This is a genomic window from Mycobacterium sp. IS-3022 (genome assembly GCF_001500065.1).
Lineage (GTDB): Bacteria > Actinomycetota > Actinomycetes > Mycobacteriales > Mycobacteriaceae > Mycobacterium.
The window spans coordinates 1-20151 of record NZ_LQIN01000012.1 but is presented as its reverse complement, the minus strand read 5'-3'; the positions used below and the strand labels follow the sequence as shown (position 1 = coordinate 20151).

At 66.6% G+C, this 20151-nt stretch carries 17 protein-coding genes and 1 rRNA gene; 7 read left to right on the top strand and 11 right to left on the bottom strand.

All coding sequences use genetic code 11. From position 1 onward, the window contains the following. Positions 1–15: 15 nt before the first annotated feature. On the bottom strand, positions 16–879 hold the full coding sequence (locus tag AU188_RS09405; protein WP_059163474.1) for a Vgb family protein: 864 nt from the start codon (positions 877–879) through the stop codon (positions 16–18). After that, positions 876–3500, bottom strand: coding sequence for a glycosyltransferase family 1 protein (locus AU188_RS09400; RefSeq protein ID WP_059163473.1), 2625 nt, complete (start codon positions 3498–3500; stop codon positions 876–878). The genes AU188_RS09405 and AU188_RS09400 overlap by 4 nt, the downstream gene beginning before the upstream one ends. A gap of 195 nt (positions 3501–3695) precedes the next feature. Between AU188_RS09400 and AU188_RS09395 the strand changes: the two genes are divergently transcribed. Beyond that, positions 3696–5783, top strand: a complete 2088-nt coding sequence (locus tag AU188_RS09395; RefSeq protein ID WP_059163472.1) for an alpha-1,4-glucan--maltose-1-phosphate maltosyltransferase — start codon at positions 3696–3698, stop codon at positions 5781–5783. A gap of 4 nt (positions 5784–5787) precedes the next feature. Beyond that, the gene (gene glgB, locus AU188_RS09390; protein WP_059163471.1) at positions 5788–8010 is read left to right on the top strand and encodes a 1,4-alpha-glucan branching protein GlgB; all 2223 of its coding nucleotides are present in this window, start codon (positions 5788–5790) and stop codon (positions 8008–8010) included. Between the two features lie 76 nt (positions 8011–8086). On the opposite strand, the gene AU188_RS09385 is transcribed toward glgB, so the two are convergent. The 3 genes from AU188_RS09385 to AU188_RS09375 are packed head-to-tail and all read right to left on the bottom strand — an operon-like array spanning position 8087 to position 10603. Beyond that, the gene (locus AU188_RS09385; RefSeq protein ID WP_172799449.1) at positions 8087–8980 is read right to left on the bottom strand and encodes a tetratricopeptide repeat protein; all 894 of its coding nucleotides are present in this window, start codon (positions 8978–8980) and stop codon (positions 8087–8089) included. 13 nt (positions 8981–8993) lie between these two features. After that, complete coding sequence (locus tag AU188_RS09380) at positions 8994–9377, bottom strand: DUF3817 domain-containing protein (RefSeq protein WP_059163469.1); 384 nt, start codon at positions 9375–9377, stop codon at positions 8994–8996. A gap of 44 nt (positions 9378–9421) precedes the next feature. Next, positions 9422–10603, bottom strand: a complete 1182-nt coding sequence (locus tag AU188_RS09375) for an acetyl-CoA C-acetyltransferase (protein WP_059163468.1) — start codon at positions 10601–10603, stop codon at positions 9422–9424. Between the two features lie 83 nt (positions 10604–10686). Here AU188_RS09375 and mce point away from each other — a divergent pair, with 83 nt between their 5' ends. Next, positions 10687–11166 carry a methylmalonyl-CoA epimerase gene (gene mce, locus AU188_RS09370; RefSeq protein ID WP_059163467.1) on the top strand — a complete coding sequence of 160 codons (480 nt, stop codon included), beginning with the start codon at positions 10687–10689 and terminating at the stop codon, positions 11164–11166. Here mce and AU188_RS09365 read toward each other — a convergent pair. Together AU188_RS09365 and nucS are read right to left on the bottom strand one after the other, a co-directional pair. Further along, positions 11163–11447 carry an Rv1322 family protein gene (locus tag AU188_RS09365; RefSeq protein WP_059163466.1) on the bottom strand — a complete coding sequence of 95 codons (285 nt, stop codon included), beginning with the start codon at positions 11445–11447 and terminating at the stop codon, positions 11163–11165. The two genes, mce and AU188_RS09365, sit on opposite strands and share 4 nt — an antisense overlap. After that, a complete protein-coding gene (gene nucS / locus AU188_RS09360) occupies positions 11447–12118 on the bottom strand; it encodes an endonuclease NucS (protein WP_059163465.1) in 672 nt (223 codons plus the stop codon). The genes AU188_RS09365 and nucS overlap by 1 nt, the downstream gene beginning before the upstream one ends. Positions 12119–12163: 45 nt before the next feature. Here nucS and AU188_RS09355 point away from each other — a divergent pair, with 45 nt between their 5' ends. Then, positions 12164–13768, top strand: coding sequence for an adenylate/guanylate cyclase domain-containing protein (locus AU188_RS09355; protein ID WP_059163464.1), 1605 nt, complete (start codon positions 12164–12166; stop codon positions 13766–13768). Here AU188_RS09355 and glsA read toward each other — a convergent pair. Next, entirely contained in the window at positions 13757–15043 is a 1287-nt protein-coding gene (gene glsA / locus AU188_RS09350) for a glutaminase A (RefSeq protein ID WP_059163463.1), read from the bottom strand. The genes AU188_RS09355 and glsA overlap by 12 nt on opposite strands. A gap of 9 nt (positions 15044–15052) precedes the next feature. Beyond that, positions 15053–16489: a carotenoid oxygenase family protein gene (locus tag AU188_RS09345; protein WP_059163462.1), complete on the bottom strand. Its 1437-nt coding sequence runs from the start codon at positions 16487–16489 to the stop codon at positions 15053–15055. 55 nt (positions 16490–16544) lie between these two features. On the opposite strand from AU188_RS09345, the gene AU188_RS09340 reads away from it, so the two are divergent. Beyond that, complete coding sequence (locus AU188_RS09340) at positions 16545–17213, top strand: TetR/AcrR family transcriptional regulator (RefSeq protein WP_502687600.1); 669 nt, start codon at positions 16545–16547, stop codon at positions 17211–17213. Between the two features lie 23 nt (positions 17214–17236). Here the strand turns inward: AU188_RS09340 and AU188_RS09335 are convergent, their stop codons facing one another. Further along, positions 17237–17722: a hypothetical protein gene (locus tag AU188_RS09335; RefSeq protein ID WP_059163460.1), complete on the bottom strand. Its 486-nt coding sequence runs from the start codon at positions 17720–17722 to the stop codon at positions 17237–17239. A 238-nt stretch (positions 17723–17960) separates the two neighbouring features. On the opposite strand from AU188_RS09335, the gene AU188_RS09330 reads away from it, so the two are divergent. Then, complete coding sequence (locus AU188_RS09330; RefSeq protein ID WP_059163459.1) at positions 17961–19445, top strand: DNA-3-methyladenine glycosylase 2 family protein; 1485 nt, start codon at positions 17961–17963, stop codon at positions 19443–19445. Next, positions 19445–19948, top strand: coding sequence for a methylated-DNA--[protein]-cysteine S-methyltransferase (locus AU188_RS09325; protein ID WP_059163458.1), 504 nt, complete (start codon positions 19445–19447; stop codon positions 19946–19948). Before AU188_RS09330 ends, AU188_RS09325 begins: the two co-directional genes overlap by 1 nt. A gap of 65 nt (positions 19949–20013) precedes the next feature. On the opposite strand, the gene rrf is transcribed toward AU188_RS09325, so the two are convergent. After that, positions 20014–20128: ribosomal RNA gene (gene rrf, locus AU188_RS09320) — 5S ribosomal RNA — on the bottom strand. Positions 20129–20151 lie beyond the last annotated feature (23 nt).

Below are 20151 nucleotides of genomic sequence, written 5' to 3'. Positions count from 1 at the left end.
GATGCCAGGGACGTATCAGGAGGGCATCCGCAATACGTAACCCGCTTCCAGGGCGACCCAGACGGAGCCGTTGGCGTCGACCGCGAGCCCGTGCGGTTCACTGCCCGGCGGAAGGTCGATGATGACGATTTCACCGTCGCCGCTGACCCGGGCGAGTTGGCTCGACCCCCACAGCGTCACCCACACCCCGTCGTCGGGATCGGCGAGCACGGCGTGCGGCTTGCCGGGCAGCGCGAGCTCCTGGATGGCATCGTTGAGCGGGATGCGTCCCAGCCGCTCGGCGAGGATCTCGGTGAACCACACCGCGTCGTCGTGTGTTGCGGCGATCCCGACCGGACCCGATGCGGCCGTGGGAGTTTCGCGCACCGTGAGTTCGCCGGACAGCGTCATGCGGCCGACCGCGCTCGCCTGATTCAGCGTGAACCACAGCGCGTTGTCGGGTCCGGTGACGATCATCGACGGCGCACCGCCGACCGGATGCCCGGGGTAGATCTCGCCGCCCACCGAGAGCCGGCCGATCTCACCGGAGGTCAAGGCGGTGAACCACAGCAGACCGTCGGGGCCGGCCGTGATGCCGTAGGGGCCGCTGCCCTCGGCAAGTTCGAATGCAGTCACCTCTCCGGCCGTGGTGATGCGACCGATGCGGTCGTCGCCGTAGCGGGTGAACCACATCGCGCCGTCGGGGCCCGCGGCGATTATCGACGGCCGACACCCCGGCGCAACGGGATAGACGGTGACGTCACCGGCATCGGTCACCCGCGCGATCGCGCCGGCGCGCACCAGCGTCACCCACAACGCCCCGTCCGGGCCCGCCGCGAGCCCGTAGGGTCCGCCGTCGAGGGCGACCTTGAGCGGGTTCGATCGTTTTCCGGCCGTCACGCGAGAGTGACGAGACCGAGCTCGTTGTCGCCGGCCAGCAGCGGGTGGTGCGGCAACACCCGGACGGTGTAACCCACGGGACCGGCGACAGGCAACGGGGCCGACGCGGAGAACACCTCGTTGCCGCCGTCGGCGGTTCCGGTGTGCACCATCGGCACGGTCACCGGATCGACGAGCTGGTCGCCGGCGTCGACGCGGCCGAGGACAGCCTGCACCACGACCTCGTCGGGCCGCAGTCCCGCCAGATGGACCTTGGCGGTCAGCGTGAGCTCCGAGCCCAACAGTGGCGTGTCGGGCAAGCCGTAGCTGTCGACGTCGGTGATCTGGATCTTCGGCCACGACTCCTGCGCGCGCAGCCGGAAGGCGGCCAGCTCCCGCGCGGCGCCGAACGGCTCACCGTCCGCACCGGGCTCGACGGTTCTGCGCAGCGACTCGGCCGCGGGCGCGTAATACTCCTCGGTGTAGTCGCGGACCATCCGCGATGCCAGCAGCTTCGGCCCGAGCACGATCAGCGTGTGCCGCACCATCTCCACCCACCGGGTGGGGATGCCGCGCTCGTCACGGTCGTAGAACTTCGGCGCCACCGAGGTTTCGAGCAGGTCGTAGAGTGCGGCCGCCTCGAGATCGTCGCGCCGGTTCTCGTCGGCGAGACCGTCGGCGGTCGGGATCTCCCAGCCGTTCTCGCCGTCGTACCACTCGTCCCACCACCCATCGCGGATCGACAGGTTCAGACCGCCGTTGAGTGCACTCTTCATGCCGGACGTGCCGCAGGCCTCCAGCGGTCGCAGCGGGTTGTTCAGCCACACATCGCAGCCCCAGTACAGCTGGCGTGCCATCGACATGTCGTAGTCGGGCAAGAATGCGATCCGGTGCCGTACCTCCGGCCGGTCGGCGAACTTCACCACCTGCTGGATCAGCGCCTTGCCGCCGTCGTCGGCGGGATGGGACTTGCCGGCGACGATCAGCTGAACCGGCCGCTCCTCGTCGAGCAGCAGTCGCTCCAACCGCTCGGGGTCACGCAGCATCAGCGTCAGCCGCTTGTAGGTCGGGACCCGCCGGGCGAACCCGATCGTCAGCACGCCAGGGTCGAATGCGTTTGCGATCCAACCCAATTCGGCTTCCGCCGCCCCACGTTCCAGAAAGGAGCGGCGTAGCCTCGCGCGCACGTCCTGGACGAGTTGCTCACGCAGCTGCGACCGGATCCACCACAGATGACCGGTGTCGACCTGCTGCAGCCGCTCCCACACCGCGGGTTCTCGCGCGCGGCTCAGATCCTCGCTGTCGAGCAGCTCGTTGGCGAGTTCCAGCCATTGCGGCGCCGCCCATGTCGGCGCGTGCACACCGTTCGTGATCGAGCCGATCGGCACCTCGTCGGGGTCGAAGCCGGGCCACAGTTCGTTGAACATGTGCCGGCTGACGTTGCCATGTAACAGCGACACACCGTTGGCGCGCTGGGCCAGCCGCAGCCCCATGTGCGCCATGTTGAACTTGTCCGGGTCGTCCTCTTCGCCGAAGGCGATGATGCGGTCGAGCGGGACACCGGGCAGCAGCCGTGACATCGCGCCCGACGGTCCATCGGAAGACCCGCCGAAGTAGCGGCGGACCATCTCCACCGGGAACCGGTCGATGCCCGCGGGCACCGGAGTGTGCGTGGTGAACACCGTCGACGAGCGCACCACCGTCAGCGCGGTGTCGAAGTCGAGCCCGGCGTCGATGAGTTCACGGATGCGCTCGACACCGAGGAAGCCCGCGTGCCCCTCGTTCATGTGGAACACCTCCGGCGAGGGCCTACCCTCCAACTCGATGAACGCCCGGATCGCCCGGACCCCGCCGATGCCGGCGAGGATCTCCTGCTTGATCCGGTGCTCCTGGTCGCCGCCGTAGAGGCGGTCGGTCACGCCGCGCAGGTCGTGGTCGTTCTCCGGGACGTCGGAATCCAACAGCAGCAAGGGAATTCGGCCCACCTGTGCGATCCATACCCGGGCCCGCAGTTGGTTGTCATGGCGGTTCTCGCTCGGCATCGCCACAGAGAGCAGGACCGGCCGGCCGTCCCGGTCGGTGAGCAGCCGAAGTGGTAGGCCCTGCGGATCCAGGGCCGGGTAGCTCTCGTGCTGCCAGCCGTCGGCGGTCAGCGACTGCCGGAAATAACCCGACCGGTACAGCAGCCCGACGGCGATCAGCGGTAGGCCCAGATCGGATGCCGCCTTGAGGTGGTCGCCCGCGAGGATGCCGAGGCCGCCCGAGTAGTTCGGTAGCGACTCGGCCACCCCGAACTCCATCGAGAAGTACGCGATGCCGTTGGGCAGTTGCGCACCGTCTTCGATCTCCTGCTGGTACCACAGCGGCCGGCTCAGGTAGTCGTCGAGATCGGCGGCCAACTCGTCGAGGCGGTTCAGGAACGCCTCGTCGACCGCCAGTTCGTCCAGCCGCCCGGGGTTGATCTGACCCAGCAGGCCCACCGGATCGCAGCCCACCTGCTTCCACAGCTCGGGATCCATCGACTCGAACAGATCCTGCGTCGGCCGATCCCAGGACCAGCGCAGGTTGATCGAAAGCCGTCCCAGCGCGGCCAGCCGGTCGGGCAGATGTGCGCGGACGGTGAACCTTCTCAGCGCTTTCATCGGGCTATCACGCGACACAACCTTACTGACAATCCGGCGTCCCGCAGGCCTGGCGTTCGGACTGCTTGGTCGGCTTTGGGTTGGGCTGCGCACTAGCGTGGGTATAGGGCGCGACGAGGCTTATTGAAGTTGACTGTGAGTTGACCAGACGACACAGCGGCCCCATCGGGCCGCGTGGGTGTGAGGAGTTGGTAGGTGGCCGGTCGTATCGAGATCGATGACGTCCAGCCTGTTGTCTCCGGTGGACGCTATCCGGCCAAGGCGGTCGTCGGCGAGATCGTTCCGATCGCTGCGACGGTCTGGCGAGAAGGCCACGACGCGGTCGCGGCCACACTGGTGGTGCGCTACCACGGCTCCGCATACCCTCAGTTCGCCGACGACCCTCCCGGGCTGGCCCAGTCCGCCGAGGCTGTGCCCATCGAGACGGTCCTCGGCGCCACACCGCGCAAGCGGCCCAAGCACCTGCCGATGGCAGCGGGCAGAACGCCCGACGTATTCCACGGTGCGTTCACCCCCGACTGCACCGGGCTGTGGACCTTCCGGGTCGACGGCTGGGGTGATCCGGTGGCCACCTGGCGCAAGAACGTGACCGCCAAGCTCGATGCGGGTCAAAGCGAGTCGGAACTGTCCAACGACCTGCTGATCGGCGCCCGGCTGCTGGAACGCGCCTCGACCGGGGTGCCGCGTCAGCACCGCTATCCGCTCATCGAGGCGGCGGCGCGACTGCGTCAACCCGGCGACCCGTTCAGCCGCGCCGGCGCAGCGCTGGCACCGGAGGTCACCACGCTGCTGGACGAGTATCCGTTGCGCGAGTTGCTCACCCGCGGCGAGCAGTACGGGATCTGGGTGGACCGCCCGGAAGCACGGTTCAGCGCGTGGTACGAGTTCTTTCCCCGCTCCACTGGCGGCTGGGACCGCAAGGGCAACCCGATCCACGGCACCTTTGCGACCGCCACCAAGGCGCTGCCCCGCATCGCCCGGATGGGCTTCGACGTGGTCTACCTGCCGCCGATCCACCCGATCGGGAAGGTGCACCGCAAGGGCCGCAACAACAGCGTGACCGCCGCGCCCAACGACGTCGGCTCACCGTGGGCGATCGGCAGCGACGAGGGTGGTCACGACGCTGTCCATCCGGAGCTGGGCACCATCGACGACTTCGACGACTTCGTCGCCGCGGCTCGCGACGAAGGCATGGAGGTGGCGCTCGACCTCGCGCTGCAATGCGCCCCCGACCACCCGTGGGCCAAGGCCCATCCGGAGTGGTTCACGGTGCTGCCCGACGGCACCATCGCCTATGCGGAGAACCCGCCCAAGAAGTACCAGGACATCTATCCGCTGAACTTCGACAACGACCCGGCCGGCCTCTATGAGGAGGTGCTGCGGGTGGTTCGGCACTGGATCTCGCACGGCGTCAAGGTTTTCCGGGTGGACAACCCGCACACCAAGCCGCCGAACTTCTGGGCCTGGCTGATCGCAAAGGTGAAGAACGAGCACCCGGACGTGGTGTTCCTCTCCGAGGCGTTCACCCGCCCGGCGCGCCTGTACGGGTTGGCGAAACTCGGCTTCACGCAGTCGTATTCGTACTTCACCTGGCGCACGGCGAAGTGGGAGATCGTCGAGTTCGGCGAGCAGATCGCCGAACACGCCGACTATGCGTGCCCAAACCTGTTCGTGAACACGCCCGACATCCTGCACGAGAGCCTCCAGCACGGCGGTCCCGGCATGTTCGCGATCCGCGCGGTGTTGGCATCGACGATGAGTTCGGCGTGGGGCGTGTACTCGGGCTATGAACTCTACGAACACCGCCCGGTACGAGAGGGCAGCGAGGAGTACCTCAACTCCGAGAAGTATGAACTTCGCCCCCGCGACTTCGACGCCGCACTGGCCGACGGCGAATCACTGGAACCGTTCATCGCTCGGCTCAACGAGATTCGCAAGCTGCATCCTGCGCTGCACCAGTTGCGCACCATCACGTTCCATCACGTCGACAACGACGCGCTGGTGGCCTACAGCAAGTTCGATCCGGCGACCGGAGACCAGGTGTTGGTGGTGGTCACCCTCAATCCGTTCGGCCCCGAGGAGGCCACACTGTGGCTAGACATGCCGGCGCTCGGGATGGAGCCCTACGACCGGTTCTGGGTGCGCGATGAGATCACCGGCGACGAATATCAATGGGGGCAGGCGAATTACGTGCGCCTCGACCCGGTACGTGCGGTGGCGCACATCTTGAACATGCCGCAGGTGCCCGGCGACCAACGACTCAACCTACTGCGTAGGGAGTGACGACATGACGCAGACCAAACAGGCGAGCAGCCCGCATCTGCGGCCGCACACCGCCGACCTGAACCGGCTGCTTGCCGGTGAACACCACGACCCGCACGCGGTGCTGGGGGCCCATGAGTACGACGACCACACCGTGATCCGGGCCTATCGCCCGCATGCGGTGGAGGTGGTGGCGCTCGTCGGTGGCGAGAGATATGTGTTCCAGCACATCGAATCCGGGTTGTTCGCGGTGGCGCTGCCGTTCACCGGGCTGGCCGACTACCGGCTCGAGGTGCACTACCCCGGCAGCAACGGCTCGACCCAAGTGCACACGGTGGCCGACGCGTACCGCTTTTTGCCCACGCTCGGGGAGATGGATCTGCACCTGTTCGCCGAGGGCCGCCACGAGCGGCTGTGGGAGATCCTCGGCGCGCATCCCCGCCGCTACACCACGCCCGACGGCGTCGTCGAAGGTGTCTCGTTCGCGGTGTGGGCGCCGAACGCCAAGGGCGTCACCCTGATCGGCGAGTTCAACCACTGGGACGGCAACGAAGCCCAGCTGCGGGCGCTCGGCTCGACCGGTGTGTGGGAGGTGTTCTGGCCGGGTTTCCAGATCGGCGGGCTGTACAAATTCCGCATCCACGGTGCCGACGGGTCGGTCAGCGACCGCGCCGACCCAATGGCCTTCGCCACCGAGGTCCCGCCCAAGACGGCGTCGAAGGTGACCCTGAGCGAATACACCTGGCAGGACCAGGACTGGATGGCCAAGCGCGCCAACCAGAACCCGGTGTTCGAGCCGATGAGCACCCTCGAAGTGCATCTGATGTCGTGGCGGCCCGGCCTGAACTATCGAGATCTCGCTGCGCAGCTCACCCAGTACGTCGTCGAGAAGGGGTTCACCCACGTCGAATTGATGCCGGTCGCCGAGCATCCCTTCGGCGGTTCCTGGGGCTACCAGGTCACGTCGTATTACGCGCCGACGTCGCGGCTGGGTACGCCCGACGAGTTCCGCCACCTGGTCGACACGCTGCACCAGGCCGGCATCGGCGTGATCATGGACTGGGTGCCGGCCCACTTCCCCAAGGACGCCTGGGCCCTCGGCCGCTTCGACGGCACCGCCCTCTACGAGCACTCCGATCCGCGGCGCGGCGAGCAGTTGGACTGGGGCACCTACGTATTCGACTTCGGTCGCAACGAGGTACGCAACTTTCTGGTGGCCAACGCGCTGTACTGGTTGCAGGAATTCCACATCGACGGGCTGCGGGTCGACGCGGTCGCCTCGATGCTCTACCTGGACTACTCGCGGCCGGAGGGCGGGTGGACACCGAACATATACGGCGGCCGCGAGAACCTCGAAGCCGTGCAGTTCCTTCAGGAGATGAACGCGACCGTACACAAGGCCGCGCCCGGCATCGTGACGATCGCCGAGGAGTCCACCTCATGGCCCGGCGTCACCAGGCCGACGAACCTTGGCGGCCTGGGGTTTTCGATGAAGTGGAACATGGGCTGGATGAACGACACCCTGGAGTTCATCAAGCGCGATCCGATCCACCGCAGCTACCACCATCACGAGATCACGTTCTCGATGCTCTATGCGTTCAGCGAGAACTACGTGCTGCCGATCAGCCACGACGAGGTGGTGCACGGCAAGGGCACGCTGTGGGGCCGGATGCCGGGGAACGACCACAACAAGGCGGCCGGGTTGCGCAGCCTGTTGGCCTATCAGTGGGCGCATCCGGGCAAGCAGTTGTTGTTCATGGGCCAGGAGTTCGGCCAGCGCGCCGAATGGTCCGAGGAACGGGGTGTGGACTGGTACCAACTCGATGAGAACGGGTTCTCGACCGGCATCCAGCGCATGGTGCACGACATCAACGGCATCTACCGCAGCCGGCGGGCCCTGTGGTCGCAGGACACCCGCCCGGAGGGGTACTCCTGGATCGACGCCAACGACTCGGCCAACAACGTGCTGAGCTTCCTGCGCTACGGCGACGACGGCTCCGTGCTGGCGTGTGTGTTCAACTTCGCGGGCACCGAGCACACCCGCTATCGGCTCGGCCTGCCGCACGCCGGCATCTGGCGCGAAGTGCTCAACACCGACGCCGACATCTACAGCGGGTCGGGCATCGGCAACTACGGCGCCGTTGAAGCAACCGACGAGCCGTGGCACGGCCGGCCCGCGTCGGCCGTCATGGTGCTACCCCCGCTGGCCGCCCTGTGGTTTGAATACGAACCCGGGGCGCAATCCTGACGCCGAAACTGCTCACAGATCGAAGGAGTCTGCGCCGAAATCGCGATCTCCCCGCAGTCTCGGCGCACGCCGCGAGTCAGTACAGCGCGTTGGCCAGCTTGCGGCGGCCTTCGATGACCTCGGGATCGGAAGGATCGAACAGGTCGAACAACTCGATCAACCGCGTGCGCACCTTGGTGCGGTCGTCGCCGGAGGTCCGCTTGACCAGGCCGATGAGCCGATCGAAGGCGGCTGCGACGTTCTGCTGCAGCATTTCGACGTCGGCGGCGGCGAACGCCGCTTCGATGTCGTCGGGTGCCGCGTCGGCGGCGGTGATCACACCGGGGTCCCGGGAAGTCGCGCGTTGCAGGAAGTCGATCTGACGCACGGCGCCCTTGGCTTCGGCGTGATTGGGATTGCCGTCCAGAATCGCCTGGTACGCCGCGCGAGCGGCGTCGAAGTCACCGGCGTCCAGATACGCCCGGGCTTGCGCGACTGCGGGATCGACCTCCTCGGCTACATCCGCCTCGCCGGTGCCGGGCAGCTTGCCCGCGACGGCGTTCAACAGCGAGTCGATCCACCGGCGCAGCTGTTCGGGCGGCTGCATGCCCTGGAAGCTGGACAGCGGTTGTCCGGCGGCCAGCGCCACCACCGTCGGGATCGCCTGCACGCCGAACATCTGCGCCACTCTCGGTACGACGTCGACGTTGACCGTCGCCAGCGACCACTTGCCACCGTCGGCGGTGGCCAGTTCGGCAAGCGCATCACCCAGTTGGACACTGGCATCGCTACGCGGTGACCAAAGCAGTACGACGACGGGAACCTGGCTGGACCGGACCAGCACCTCGTCTTCGAGATTGGTTTCGGTGATCTCCACTCCACCGGCCGGAGCCGACGAGCCACCGTCGTTCGTCGAGGGCCGCTGTTTGAGAGCGGACAGGTCAACCGCACCGGCCATGGAGGCCGCGATGGAAGGGCGTGGACGACTCACGCGATCAAGTTTGTCACGTCGTTTCCGGGATCGACCGCCCCGGTTGCGACATGCTCGCGACAGCGGGCACGACGCCCATCCGACCGGTGCGATCCGCCCAGATGACGAAGATCACACTCGCCAGCGGCAGGATGCTCGCCAGTATCGCCAGCAACCACGTGCCGGGCGCCCACTTGAGGGTGATCCCGGCCAGCAGGCCCACCGCGACGAAGCCGACGAAGATCAGCCCGTGCGCCATGCCGAACACCTGCACGCCGACCTCGGTGCGCGGCGTGCCGAGGTACTTGAAGTACATCCCGGTCAGCAGACCAACCCAGCTCAACGCCTCCAGCAAGGCGACGAGTCGGAACCATCCGGCAACGGACCGCAGATCAAAAGCGCCAGTCATGGCCGCCATTGTGCACGAAAACCGGAATGTTTACTACACGCCGTCGTAGAGGGCTACGGCGCGCGAAGGATCAGCGCGTCGCCCTGACCGCCCGCGCCGCACAGCGCGGCCACGGCGTAGCCGGACCCACGGCGGGCCAGTTCGAGGGCGGCGTGCAGCGTGATCCGGGCGCCCGACATGCCGATCGGGTGCCCGATCGCGATCGCCCCGCCGTTGACGTTGACCTTCTCCGGATCGACCCCCAGCTCCTTCATCGAGGCCAGCGCGACCGCGGAGAACGCCTCGTTGATCTCGATTACGTCCAGCTGGTCGAGCGAAATCCCCTCGCGGGCAACGGCTTTCCTGATGGCATTGGCCGGCTGCGACTGCAGGGTGGAGTCCGGGCCGGCGACCACGCCGTGGGCGCCGATCTCCGCCAGCCAGCTCAGCCCCAGTTCCTCGGCCTTGGCCTTGTTCATCACGACGACCGCGCAGGCGCCATCGGAGATCTGCGACGCCGACCCGGCGGTGATGGTGCCGTCCTTGCGGAATGCCGGTTTGAGACCGGAAAGCGATTCGGCGGTGGTGTTGGCGCGGATGCCTTCGTCTTCGTTGAACTCCAGCGGGTCGCCCTTGCGCTGCGGGATGTGCACCGGCACCACCTCGTCGGCGTAGACGCCGTCTTTCCAGGCCGCGGCGGCCTTCTGGTGCGACCGGGCGGCGAACTCGTCCTGTTCGGCACGGCTGAACTGATCGACCTCGTTGCGCTGCTCGGTGAGCGCACCCATCGGCTGGTCGGTGAACACGTCGTGCAGGCCGTCGTAAGCCATGTGGTCGAGCACGGTGACATCGCCGTACTTGTAGCCCGACCGGCTGTTCATCAACAGGTGCGGGGCCTGGGTCATCGACTCCTGGCCGCCGGCCACGACGACGTCGAACTCACCGGCACGAATCAGTTGGTCGGCGAGAGCGATGGCGTCGATTCCCGACAGGCACATCTTGTTGATGGTCAGTGCGGGGACGTCCCAGCCGATTCCGGCGGCCACCGCGGCCTGCCTGGCGGGCATCTGCCCGGCGCCGGCCGTGAGGACCTGGCCCATGATCACGTATTCGACGGCCGAAGCGGGCACGTGGGCCTTCTCCAGGGCGCCCTTGATCGCGACGGCCCCGAGATCGCTGCCCGAAAAGTCCTTCAGCGAGCCCATCAGCTTGCCGACCGGGGTGCGCGCTCCAGCAACGATCACCGATGTCGTCATTTACTACCTCCGGAAACTGGGTATATCGATATGTGGTCCATGACACATTCCGCAAACATCTGTCTCAAGGTTACCGTTACGTTATGACCACTGAACACGTAGACGCACGTCCGGCGCTCGCGAGCGCACTCGTGACGGCGATCGATCACGTGGGGATCGCGGTGCCGGATCTGGACGCCGCAATCAGGTGGTACCACGACCGGCTCGGGATGATCGTCCTGCACGAGGAGGTCAACGAGGATCAAGGCGTGCGCGAGGCCATGCTCTCGGTGCGTGGCGCTCCGGTCGGCAGCGCGCAGGTCCAGCTGATGGCCCCGCTGGACGAGACCTCGACGATCGCGAAGTTCATCGACAAGCGCGGTCCCGGTCTTCAGCAGTTGGCCTACCGCACAAGTGACATCGACGCGCTCAGCGAGCGTCTTCGCGACGAGGGCGTGAGGCTGCTGTACGACGCGCCGCGGCGCGGCACCGCGAACTCGCGGATCAACTTCGTCCACCCGAAGGACTCCGGCGGGGTCCTCATCGAGCTCGTAGAGCCCGCTGCCGACGGGCACGACCACTAAGACCACTTGCGGGTCGGGCCACGCGTGGCCCGGTGCGTCCAGCACGCCGTGTGCCAGTGCCTGCGGTCGTCGACGGCCCGCTCCCCCATGTCGGCCGGGAACACCACCAAATGTGCTGTCCCAGGGCGGATCTCGTGGTCGCAGCCGGGACAGCGGTATGTCTTGACGGCGCGCGCCGCCGCGATCGGCCGGACCTCGTACTCGTAGCCGTCCGGTCCGGTTTCCACGCGCCGCGGCGCGGGCAGGGGCGGCGGACGCTGCGGGCGGCGCTTGCGACCCATCAGAACAGCCGGAACTCGTCGCTGTCCATGCCGCGCATCTTGTCGTAGTCCAGCGTCACACAACGGATGCCGCGGTCGGTGGCCAGCGTGCGGGCCTGCGGCTTGATCTGCTGGGCCGCGAAGACGCCCGTCACTGGGGCCAGCAGGCTGTCGCGGTTGAGCAGCTCGAGGTAGCGGGTGAGCTGCTCGACGCCGTCGATCTCGCCGCGGCGCTTGATCTCCACGGCGACCGACCCGCCGTTCCCGTCGCGACACAGCAGGTCCACGGGGCCGATCGCGGTCATGTACTCGCGTCGCACCAGCGTGTACCCCGCGCCCAGCAGCTCGACATGCTCGGCCAACAACTCCTGAAGATGCGCTTCGACACCGTCCTTCACCAGACCCGGATCGACGCCGAGTTCGTGGCTGGAGTCGTGTTCGATGTCCTCGACGGTGATCCGCAGCTGTTCACCGGCCTTGTTCTCGACCACCCAGACGGGGACGGGCCCGGTGTTGTCCTCGATGAGCCGGCACGGCGGACTCATCCAGTTCAACGGCTTGTAGGCGCGGTCGTCGGCGTGGACGCTCACCGAACCGTCCGCCTTGACCAGCAGCAGTCGCCGCGCCGACGGCAGATGTGCGGTCAGGCGTCCGACATAGTCGACAGTGCATTGGGCGATCACGAGACGCACCCGACCACCTTAGGTGCCGGTTCGGCGAATTAGGCTCTAGCCACAATGACCGCCAAGAAGAGCGTCCCTCAGCGACTCGGTCTTGTCCTCGAGAAGGTGACGCGGCAGAGCGGGCGGCTACCGGATACCCCCGAATACGGCTCGTTCCTGCTCGGCAAGCCGTCGGAGAACCAGACCCGCCGACGCATCCGCATCCAGATCATCCTCACGTTCCTCATCCTGTTCACCAACCTGCTCGGCATCGCCGTGTCATTGCTGCTGAACACGGTTGCCATTCCGGTGCCGAGCGTCTTCACCGACGCGCCGGCGTGGTTGACCTGGGGCGTCGTCCCCGCCTACATGTTGGTCGCCCTGATGGTGGGCACCTGGTGGATCACCTCTCGCACCGTGAATTCGCTCCGATGGGCCATCGCCGACCGCGCCCCCACCCGGGCCGACCAGCACAACGTCTTCCTCGCTCCGTGGCATGTGGCGAAGAGGCTGCTCCTGCTGTGGGGCCTCGGCACGGCACTACTGACGTTGTTGTATGGGCTGCAGGACTCCGCGTTCATCCCGCGCTTCCTGCTCGCAGTCGGCTTTCCCGGCATCGTCGTGGCCACCGCCTGCTACCTCATCACCGAGTTCGCCCTGCGGCCGGTCGCCGCCCAGGCGCTGGAGGCGGGCCGTCCGCCACGCCGGTTGGCACACGGAGTCATGGGCCGGACCATGACCGTCTGGTTGCTCAGCTCCGGCGTGCCGGTGCTGGGCATCCTTCTTCTCGCGGTGTTCGCGCTGGCGCTGCAGAATCTCACCGCAACCCAGTTCGCGGTCGCCGTGATGATCATCGCGGTGGTGGCACTGGCCTTCGGATTGATCCTGATGTTGCTGTTGTCATGGCTGACGGCCACCCCGGTGCGCGTGGTGCGCTCCGCACTACAGCGCGTGGAGCAGGGCGACCTGAACTGCAACCTGGTGGTGTTCGACGGCACCGAGCTCGGCGAGTTGCAGCGGGGGTTCAACTCGATGGTCGACGGGCTCAAGGAACGCGAGCGCGTACGCGATCTGTTCGGCCGCCATGTCGGCCGCGACGTTGCCGCGGCCGCGGAGAAAGAGCGTCTGGAACTCGGTGGCGCGGAACGCCATGTCGCGGTGATCTTCGTCGACATCATCGGCTCGACGCAGCTGGTGACCGCCCGCCGCGCGACCGAGGTCGTCGACCTGCTGAACCGGTTCTTCGCGGTGATCGTCGAGGAGGTCGACCGTCACCACGGCTTCGTCAACAAGTTCGAGGGCGACGGGGCGCTGGCCGTGTTCGGTGCGCCACTGCCCCTGGCGAATCCGGAGGACTCCGCGCTGGCCGCCGGTCGGGCGATCGCGCGCCGGATCCATGAGGAGGTGCCCGAATGCGACGCGGGCATCGGGGTGGCGGCCGGCGAGGCGGTCGCGGGCAACGTCGGGGCCAAGGAACGGTTCGAGTACACCGTGATCGGTGAGCCCGTCAACGAAGCCGCGCGGCTGTGCGAACTGGCCAAGGAAACGCCCGGGCACCTGCTCGCCTCCTCCGATGCGGTCACCGGCGCGAGCGAAAGCGAGCGCGCCCGTTGGACACTCGGCGACGAGGTGACGTTGCGCGGACACGACGAGCCGACCAGGCTGGCGTCACCCGCCTGATCGCGTTCGCTGAAAACTCTCCGCGGCGCGCAACGCCCCGTCGAGGGTGCCGAACACCCTCGCTTGCGCGGCATCAGTCGCGGCCAATGTGCCGTCGGGATCAACGATGTAACCCTCTTTGCCTGCGGCAGTGAGCGACTCGTGCATGCCGGCGAGCATCCGGCGGGCGGCATCGTTGACATCGTCGACCCTCGACAGCTCGAGGACGGCCACATCGAAACCGTCGCACTCCTCGTCAACGGTGCGCAGCACCTGTTCGGCGCCGGCGAACAGGAGGTCACCGTGCAGTTCGTAGATCCGGACACCTGCGGCGGCGTCGTACGCGTCCCGGATCGTCGAGCGGGCTTCGCGGGTGACCGAAAGGAAGTGCAATCCGAGGCCGGCCGACAGATCGCGGCACACCTTCACACCCCGCACGCTGTTGCCCTTGTCGTCTAGAAGCGGTGAGTAGACCCCGATTCCGAGTTGAGCGGGCAGCACGGCCGCGATGCCGCCGCCGACGCCGCTCTTGGCCGGCATGCCGACGGCGCTGACCCAGTCCCCCGCCGCGTCATACATTCCGCAGGTGACCATCACGCTCAGCGTCCGCTGGACCACTGCCGCGGCGGCCACTCGCCGTCCCCACACCGGGTCGATGCCGCCGCGCGCGAGCGTGGCGGCCATCTGGGCCAGATCGGTGGTCGTCACCTTGATCGAGCATTGACGGAAGTAGACGTCGAGGATCTCGTCTGGATCACCGTCGAGCACGCCGAAACTCTGCAACATGTAAGCGATCGCGCGATTGCGGCTTCCGGTCGCCTTCTCAGACGGATAGATGTCGTCGTCGACCGTCAGGTCGCGACCCGCACACGCCGAATAGAACTCGCGGATCTGGTTGAACCGCTCATCGGCGGAGGCGCCGGGCACCAGCGAGACGGCCGCGATGGCGCCGGCATTGATCATCGGGTTCTTCGGCGCCTTGGTGGTTTCGTCGACGCTGATCTCATTGAACGCTTCGCCGGAGGGTTCCACGCCGATCTTGGCGTCGACCGCATCGAAGCCGAGGCGGTCGAGTGCGAGCGCGTAGGTGAACGGCTTGGACACCGACTGGATGGTGAATTCGAGTGCGGTATCGCCGGATTCGTAGACATAGCCGTCAGCCAGTGACAGCGACAACCCGAATCCGTTGGGGTCGACCCGAGTCAGTTCGGGTATGTAATCGGCCAGTGCCCCGCCAGTGTCGTCGACGTGCCCCGCGAGGATCTGGTCCAGGTAACGCTGCACCAGTTCGGCCATGGACCGATCCTAGGACGATGACACCCAGTTGCCGTGGAAGCCGGCGGGCACGCGGTGCGGAAGCTTGATGCTGGCGACGTCCTGCAACGTTCGCGCGTCGAGAAGCGCGAGCTCACTGCGGTCGGTCCGGCGGTCGTAGACGAAGCCCATCAACACACCGTCGTCCTCGGCGGCGGTCGATGAGGATGCCTCAAAGACGAACTCGCCGAGCACCTTGTGATCGCCAAAGGATCGTGAAAGCGTGTCGCCGCCGACGAAGTCATGCTTGAGCAGGGTGTCGCTGCCGTCGCCGTCGCCGACGGTCGGCGCGTACCCGTAGCGGTGACGCTTGCCCACCCGGCGTTCGTCGACGCGCGGGAACTCCTGGCCGCGGTCGTCGATGCGAGATTCGCGGACTTTGCCGTCGGCGAGATCGACCGTCCAGCGGTCGAGTGTCGGCGGGCCTTCATCTGGCCCAAGGTGGTTGGTGTCGAACATCTTCGGATGCCGCACGACGTCGAGCACGATCGTGCCGCCATCGTCGTAGGCATTCATCGGGTGGAACACGTAGCAGGGCTCGACCTCGAACCAGCGCATGTCCGCGTTGCCGCCGTCGCGCGGCATCACGCCGACCCGCGCAGGATATTTCGGGTTCCAGGAGTACGGGAACCGACGGTCGGATGCCTTACCCCGCGGTTGCCGAGCACTGATCGGGTCCGGGATTCGCACCCGGCCGATCAAGGCCGACAACACAAGTCGGGAGACCAACCGCAGACCGCGCGGCACCGTCATCTCTACCGCCATGCGTGCGTCGAAGGTGACCGGCAGGTCGTAGAACACGACGTGGTTCTGCGTCAGCGAGAAATCGTGCATCATCGGGCTGCCCGCGACCTCGATATCGACCGTGCGTCGAGCGCGGCCGTCCGCGCCGATCACCGAGTACTGCACCGTGTTGCCGCGATACATGCTGTACGAAACAGCGTGCAGCTCACCGGTGTCGGGGTCACGCTTGGGATGGGCGGTGTATCCACCCGTCAGAGTCCCGTCGAAGTCACACACCCCGACGGTGTCCAGCTCGTCGGTGAGTTCGATGTTGGCGACACCGGATTCGATCAGGGCCAGCGTCCTGCCGGCGTGTGCGATGACATTGGTGTTGGCGCCGATTCCCGAGATGGGGTATCGACCGGGTGGTGCCTGCTCCCCCAGTGCCTTCGCGGTCTGCGGACCGCGGACCCAGCGGTTGCGGTACCACTCCGCCTTGCCATCGCGGATCCGGATGCCGTGCACCATGCCGTCTCCGATGAACCAGTGGTACAGCTCCGGATCCAGCTCCCCGACCGGATTCGGCCCGTTTCGCAGATAGCGCCCGTCCAGGTGCTCGGGGATGGTGCCGGTGACCTCGAGGTCGGTCAGCGTGTGCTCTTCGCGGAGGGGCGCGAAAGCGCCTTCGAGATAGCGGTTCGTCATCACAGGCTCCCATAACGGTGTTATGACACCACATGTATAACACCGTTATGGCAACATGGCAAGGGTGAGCGACAGTGCCCCGAAGCAATTGGTCGAGGCCGGGATCCGAATTCTCGAGCGGGACGGCCTGGGGGCGCTCAGCGCGCGCAAATTGGCCGCCGAAACCGGGACGTCGACGATGGCGGTGTACACGCACTTCGGCGGCATGACGGGCCTGATCGACTCGATCGCCAGCGAGACGTTCGCGCGCTTCACCCAGGCGCTGACGGAGTCGCCGGTGACCGAGGATCCGGTCGCCGACTTCCTCGTGATGGGTGCGCGGTACCGCGAGTTCGCGTTGGAGAACCCGCAGCGCTATCAGATGATGTTCGGCACCTCCGCACAGTCACTGAGCCGTCATCACGCCGACCTGACCGTGACCGGCAGCTCAACCGATCGCGCCGAGTTCGCGGTGTCGTTCGAGGCGTTGTTGACTGCCGTGCGAAGGATGGTCGACGCGGGGCGCATCCGCGATGACGGCGTCGCCGTGATGGCAGGGCGGATGTGGAGCATCGTCCACGGCGCGGTCATGTTGGAGATGGCCGGATTTTTCGGACACGAAGGGCACGGGCTGACCCAGATTCTCGGGCCGCTGACCGTGGACGCGCTGGTCGGGATGGGCGACGAGCGGGTCAAGGCGATGGAGTCGCTGACCGCAGCGACGACGGTGCTGTTCGGCTCGTAGGAGCGAACGAGTCATCGTTTCGCTCAGCTCTCGGTGTGCCCCTCTTCGGCAGGCAGGGGCGGGGGCAAGGGCTTTGTCGGCTTCGGCGTCGAGGCCGGCGGCGCCGACGGTGTGTCATCCGCCTGTCCCTCGTGGACGTCGACCATCGGCTCCTCCCGGATCACCCGGGTGCCCGCGCTGATCGTCAACGAGTCCTCCGAGACGAAATAGGTGATTCCGTTGTTCTCAGCGGTGAACTCATCGCCCGTCTGCGAAGCGGGCACGATCAACTGTGCGCCATCGCGGACTCGCACGCCGCGGTATTCGTACTCTCCGTCGGGCGACTTGCAGATGGCGACGCGCGACGACCCTGTGCTGCCGAAGATCACCGCCTCGTTGGGCGGGGCGCACCGAGCGGTGGAGTCGACATAGCCCTGAGCATCCGCCGTTGGCGCGGCAATGGCCGGCGGCGCCAGAAGCAACGACGCCGCCGCTGCGGCGCCGACGATGAACAGTGTGCGAGTCAACATCGACTCCTACGACACCACAGCGGTTGTCGACGTGCCCGTCCAAATGCCGGGGAACGCTCGAATCGTTAGCCGCCCGAAACCAATGCGTGAGATTTTCGGCGATATTGCGTTACGTCCACCGCGGCGAGCAACCACCGCCTCACCGCCAGCGCTCCCACACAAGCTCGGCCTTCTGACCGCCACGACCATGTCGGTTTTCCGCCAGTGTTGTCAGTGGGAACGTGTAATTGTGAGAGGCGTGCACGACGATTTCGAACGCTGCTACCGGGCCGTCCAGTCCAAAGACGACCGGTTCGACGGCTGGTTCGTCACCGCCGTGCTGACCACGAAGATCTACTGCAGACCGAGCTGCCCGGTCCGGCCGCCGTACGCACGCAACATGCGGTTCTATCCGACCGCGGCGGCCGCCCAGAAGGCAGGCTTCCGGGCCTGTAAGCGGTGCCGCCCAGACGCGTCACCGGGCTCGCCGGAGTGGAATGTCCGCGGCGACGTCGTCGCCAGGGCCATGCGACTGATCGCCGATGGCACCGTCGACCGTGAAGGCGTCACCGGACTGGCCACCCGGCTGGGCTACACCACCCGCCAACTCGAGCGGCTTCTGCAGGCCGAAGTCGGGGCGAATCCGCTGGCGCTCGCGCGCGCTCAGCGTTCACAGACCGCGCGCGTGCTCATCGAGACCACCGAACTGCCGTTCGGCGACGTTGCTTTCGCAGCAGGATTTTCCAGCATCCGGCAATTCAACGACACCGTACGAGCGGTATGCGACCTCACCCCGACGGCGTTGCGCCAGCGTGCGCGTGCCCGGTTCGGCCGCAACGAGGGCGGAACCGGAGCGCTGTCGTTGCGGTTGCCAGTGCGCACGCCTTTCGCTTATGAGGGACTGTTCGGACACCTGGCGGCCAGCGCCGTGCCGGGCGTCGAGGAAGTGCGCGACGGCGCCTACCGCCGAACGCTGCGCCTACCCAACGGCAACGGAATCGTCTCGCTCACACCGCAACCCGATCATGTGCAATGCCGGGTGGTCCTCGATGACTTTCGCGACCTGGCCACCGCGATCGCCAGATGCCGACGGCTGCTTGATCTCGACGCGGATCCCGAGGCGGTTGTCGACGCATTCGGTACCGACCCGGAACTCAGCGTGCTCGTCAGCAAGGCGCCCGGTCAGCGAATTCCGCGAACAGTCGACGAACAAGAACTCGCCGTGCGGGTCGTGCTGGGTCAACAGGTATCGATCAAGGCGGCCCGGACACATGCCTGGCGAATTGTCTCGGCTTATGGGCAGCAAATCACGGACACGAACGGCGGTCTGACACATGCCTTTCCGCCGATCGAGCATCTCGCCGACATTGATCCCGCCCATCTCGCCTTCCCGAAGTCACGGCAACGCTCGCTCATTGCGCTGATCCGAGCATTGGCGGACGGGGACGTCGTCCTCGATGCGGGCTGCGACTGGAACCGGGCGCGGGAGCAGTTGTTGGCGCTGCCCGGCATCGGCCCGTGGACCGCCGAGGTGATAGCCATGCGTGGGCTCGGTGACCCCGACGCCTTTCCGGCCACGGACCTCGGCGTGCAGCTGGCCGCAAGGCAGGCGGGACTGCCCGCTGAGCCTCGCCCACTCACCGAGCGCAGCGCGAGGTGGCGACCATGGCGTTCGTACGCCACCCAGCACCTGTGGTCCGCGCTCGATCATGCCGTCAACGACTGGCCACCGAAGGAGACGTGATGGAAGCCTTGAAATTTCGCACGATGGACAGCCCGGTCGGTCAACTGACCCTGGCAGGTAGGGACGGCCGGCTGATGCACCTGCGAATGGTGGACCAGACATATGAACCCAGCCGCGACGGCTGGACTGCGGACGAGGACGCGTTCCCCGACGCGGTGGAACAACTCGAGGCGTACTTCGCCGGCGAGCGCACCGAGTTCGAATTGGACCTCGATCTTGTCGGCACCGACTTCCAGCGGCGAGTCTGGGCCGCATTGCTGACGATTCCCTACGGCGAGACTCGTTCTTACGGCGAGATCGCCAGGCAGATCGGCTCTCCGGGCGCCTTCCGCGCGGTCGGCTTGGCCAACGGCCACAACCCGATCGGCATCATTGTGCCGTGCCATCGAGTGATCGGGTCCAACGGAAGTCTCACGGGCTATGGCGGCGGACTCGACAGGAAGCGGGCACTGCTCGCGATGGAGAAAAATCGGGTCGCGCCGGCGTTGACGTTGTTTGATTGAAGCGGAGCGGCGCTACAAATGCCTATGGCCCCCAATCGAATTGGGGGCCATAGGGCTTAATTTGTGTTCGGCGGTGTCCTACTTTTCCGCCCGGGTTGGGCAGTATCATTGGCGCTGGCAGGCTTAGCTTCCGGGTTCGGGATGGGTCCGGGCGTTTCCCTGCCGCTATTGACCGCCGTAACTCTATTCACTTTTTTGAGTGT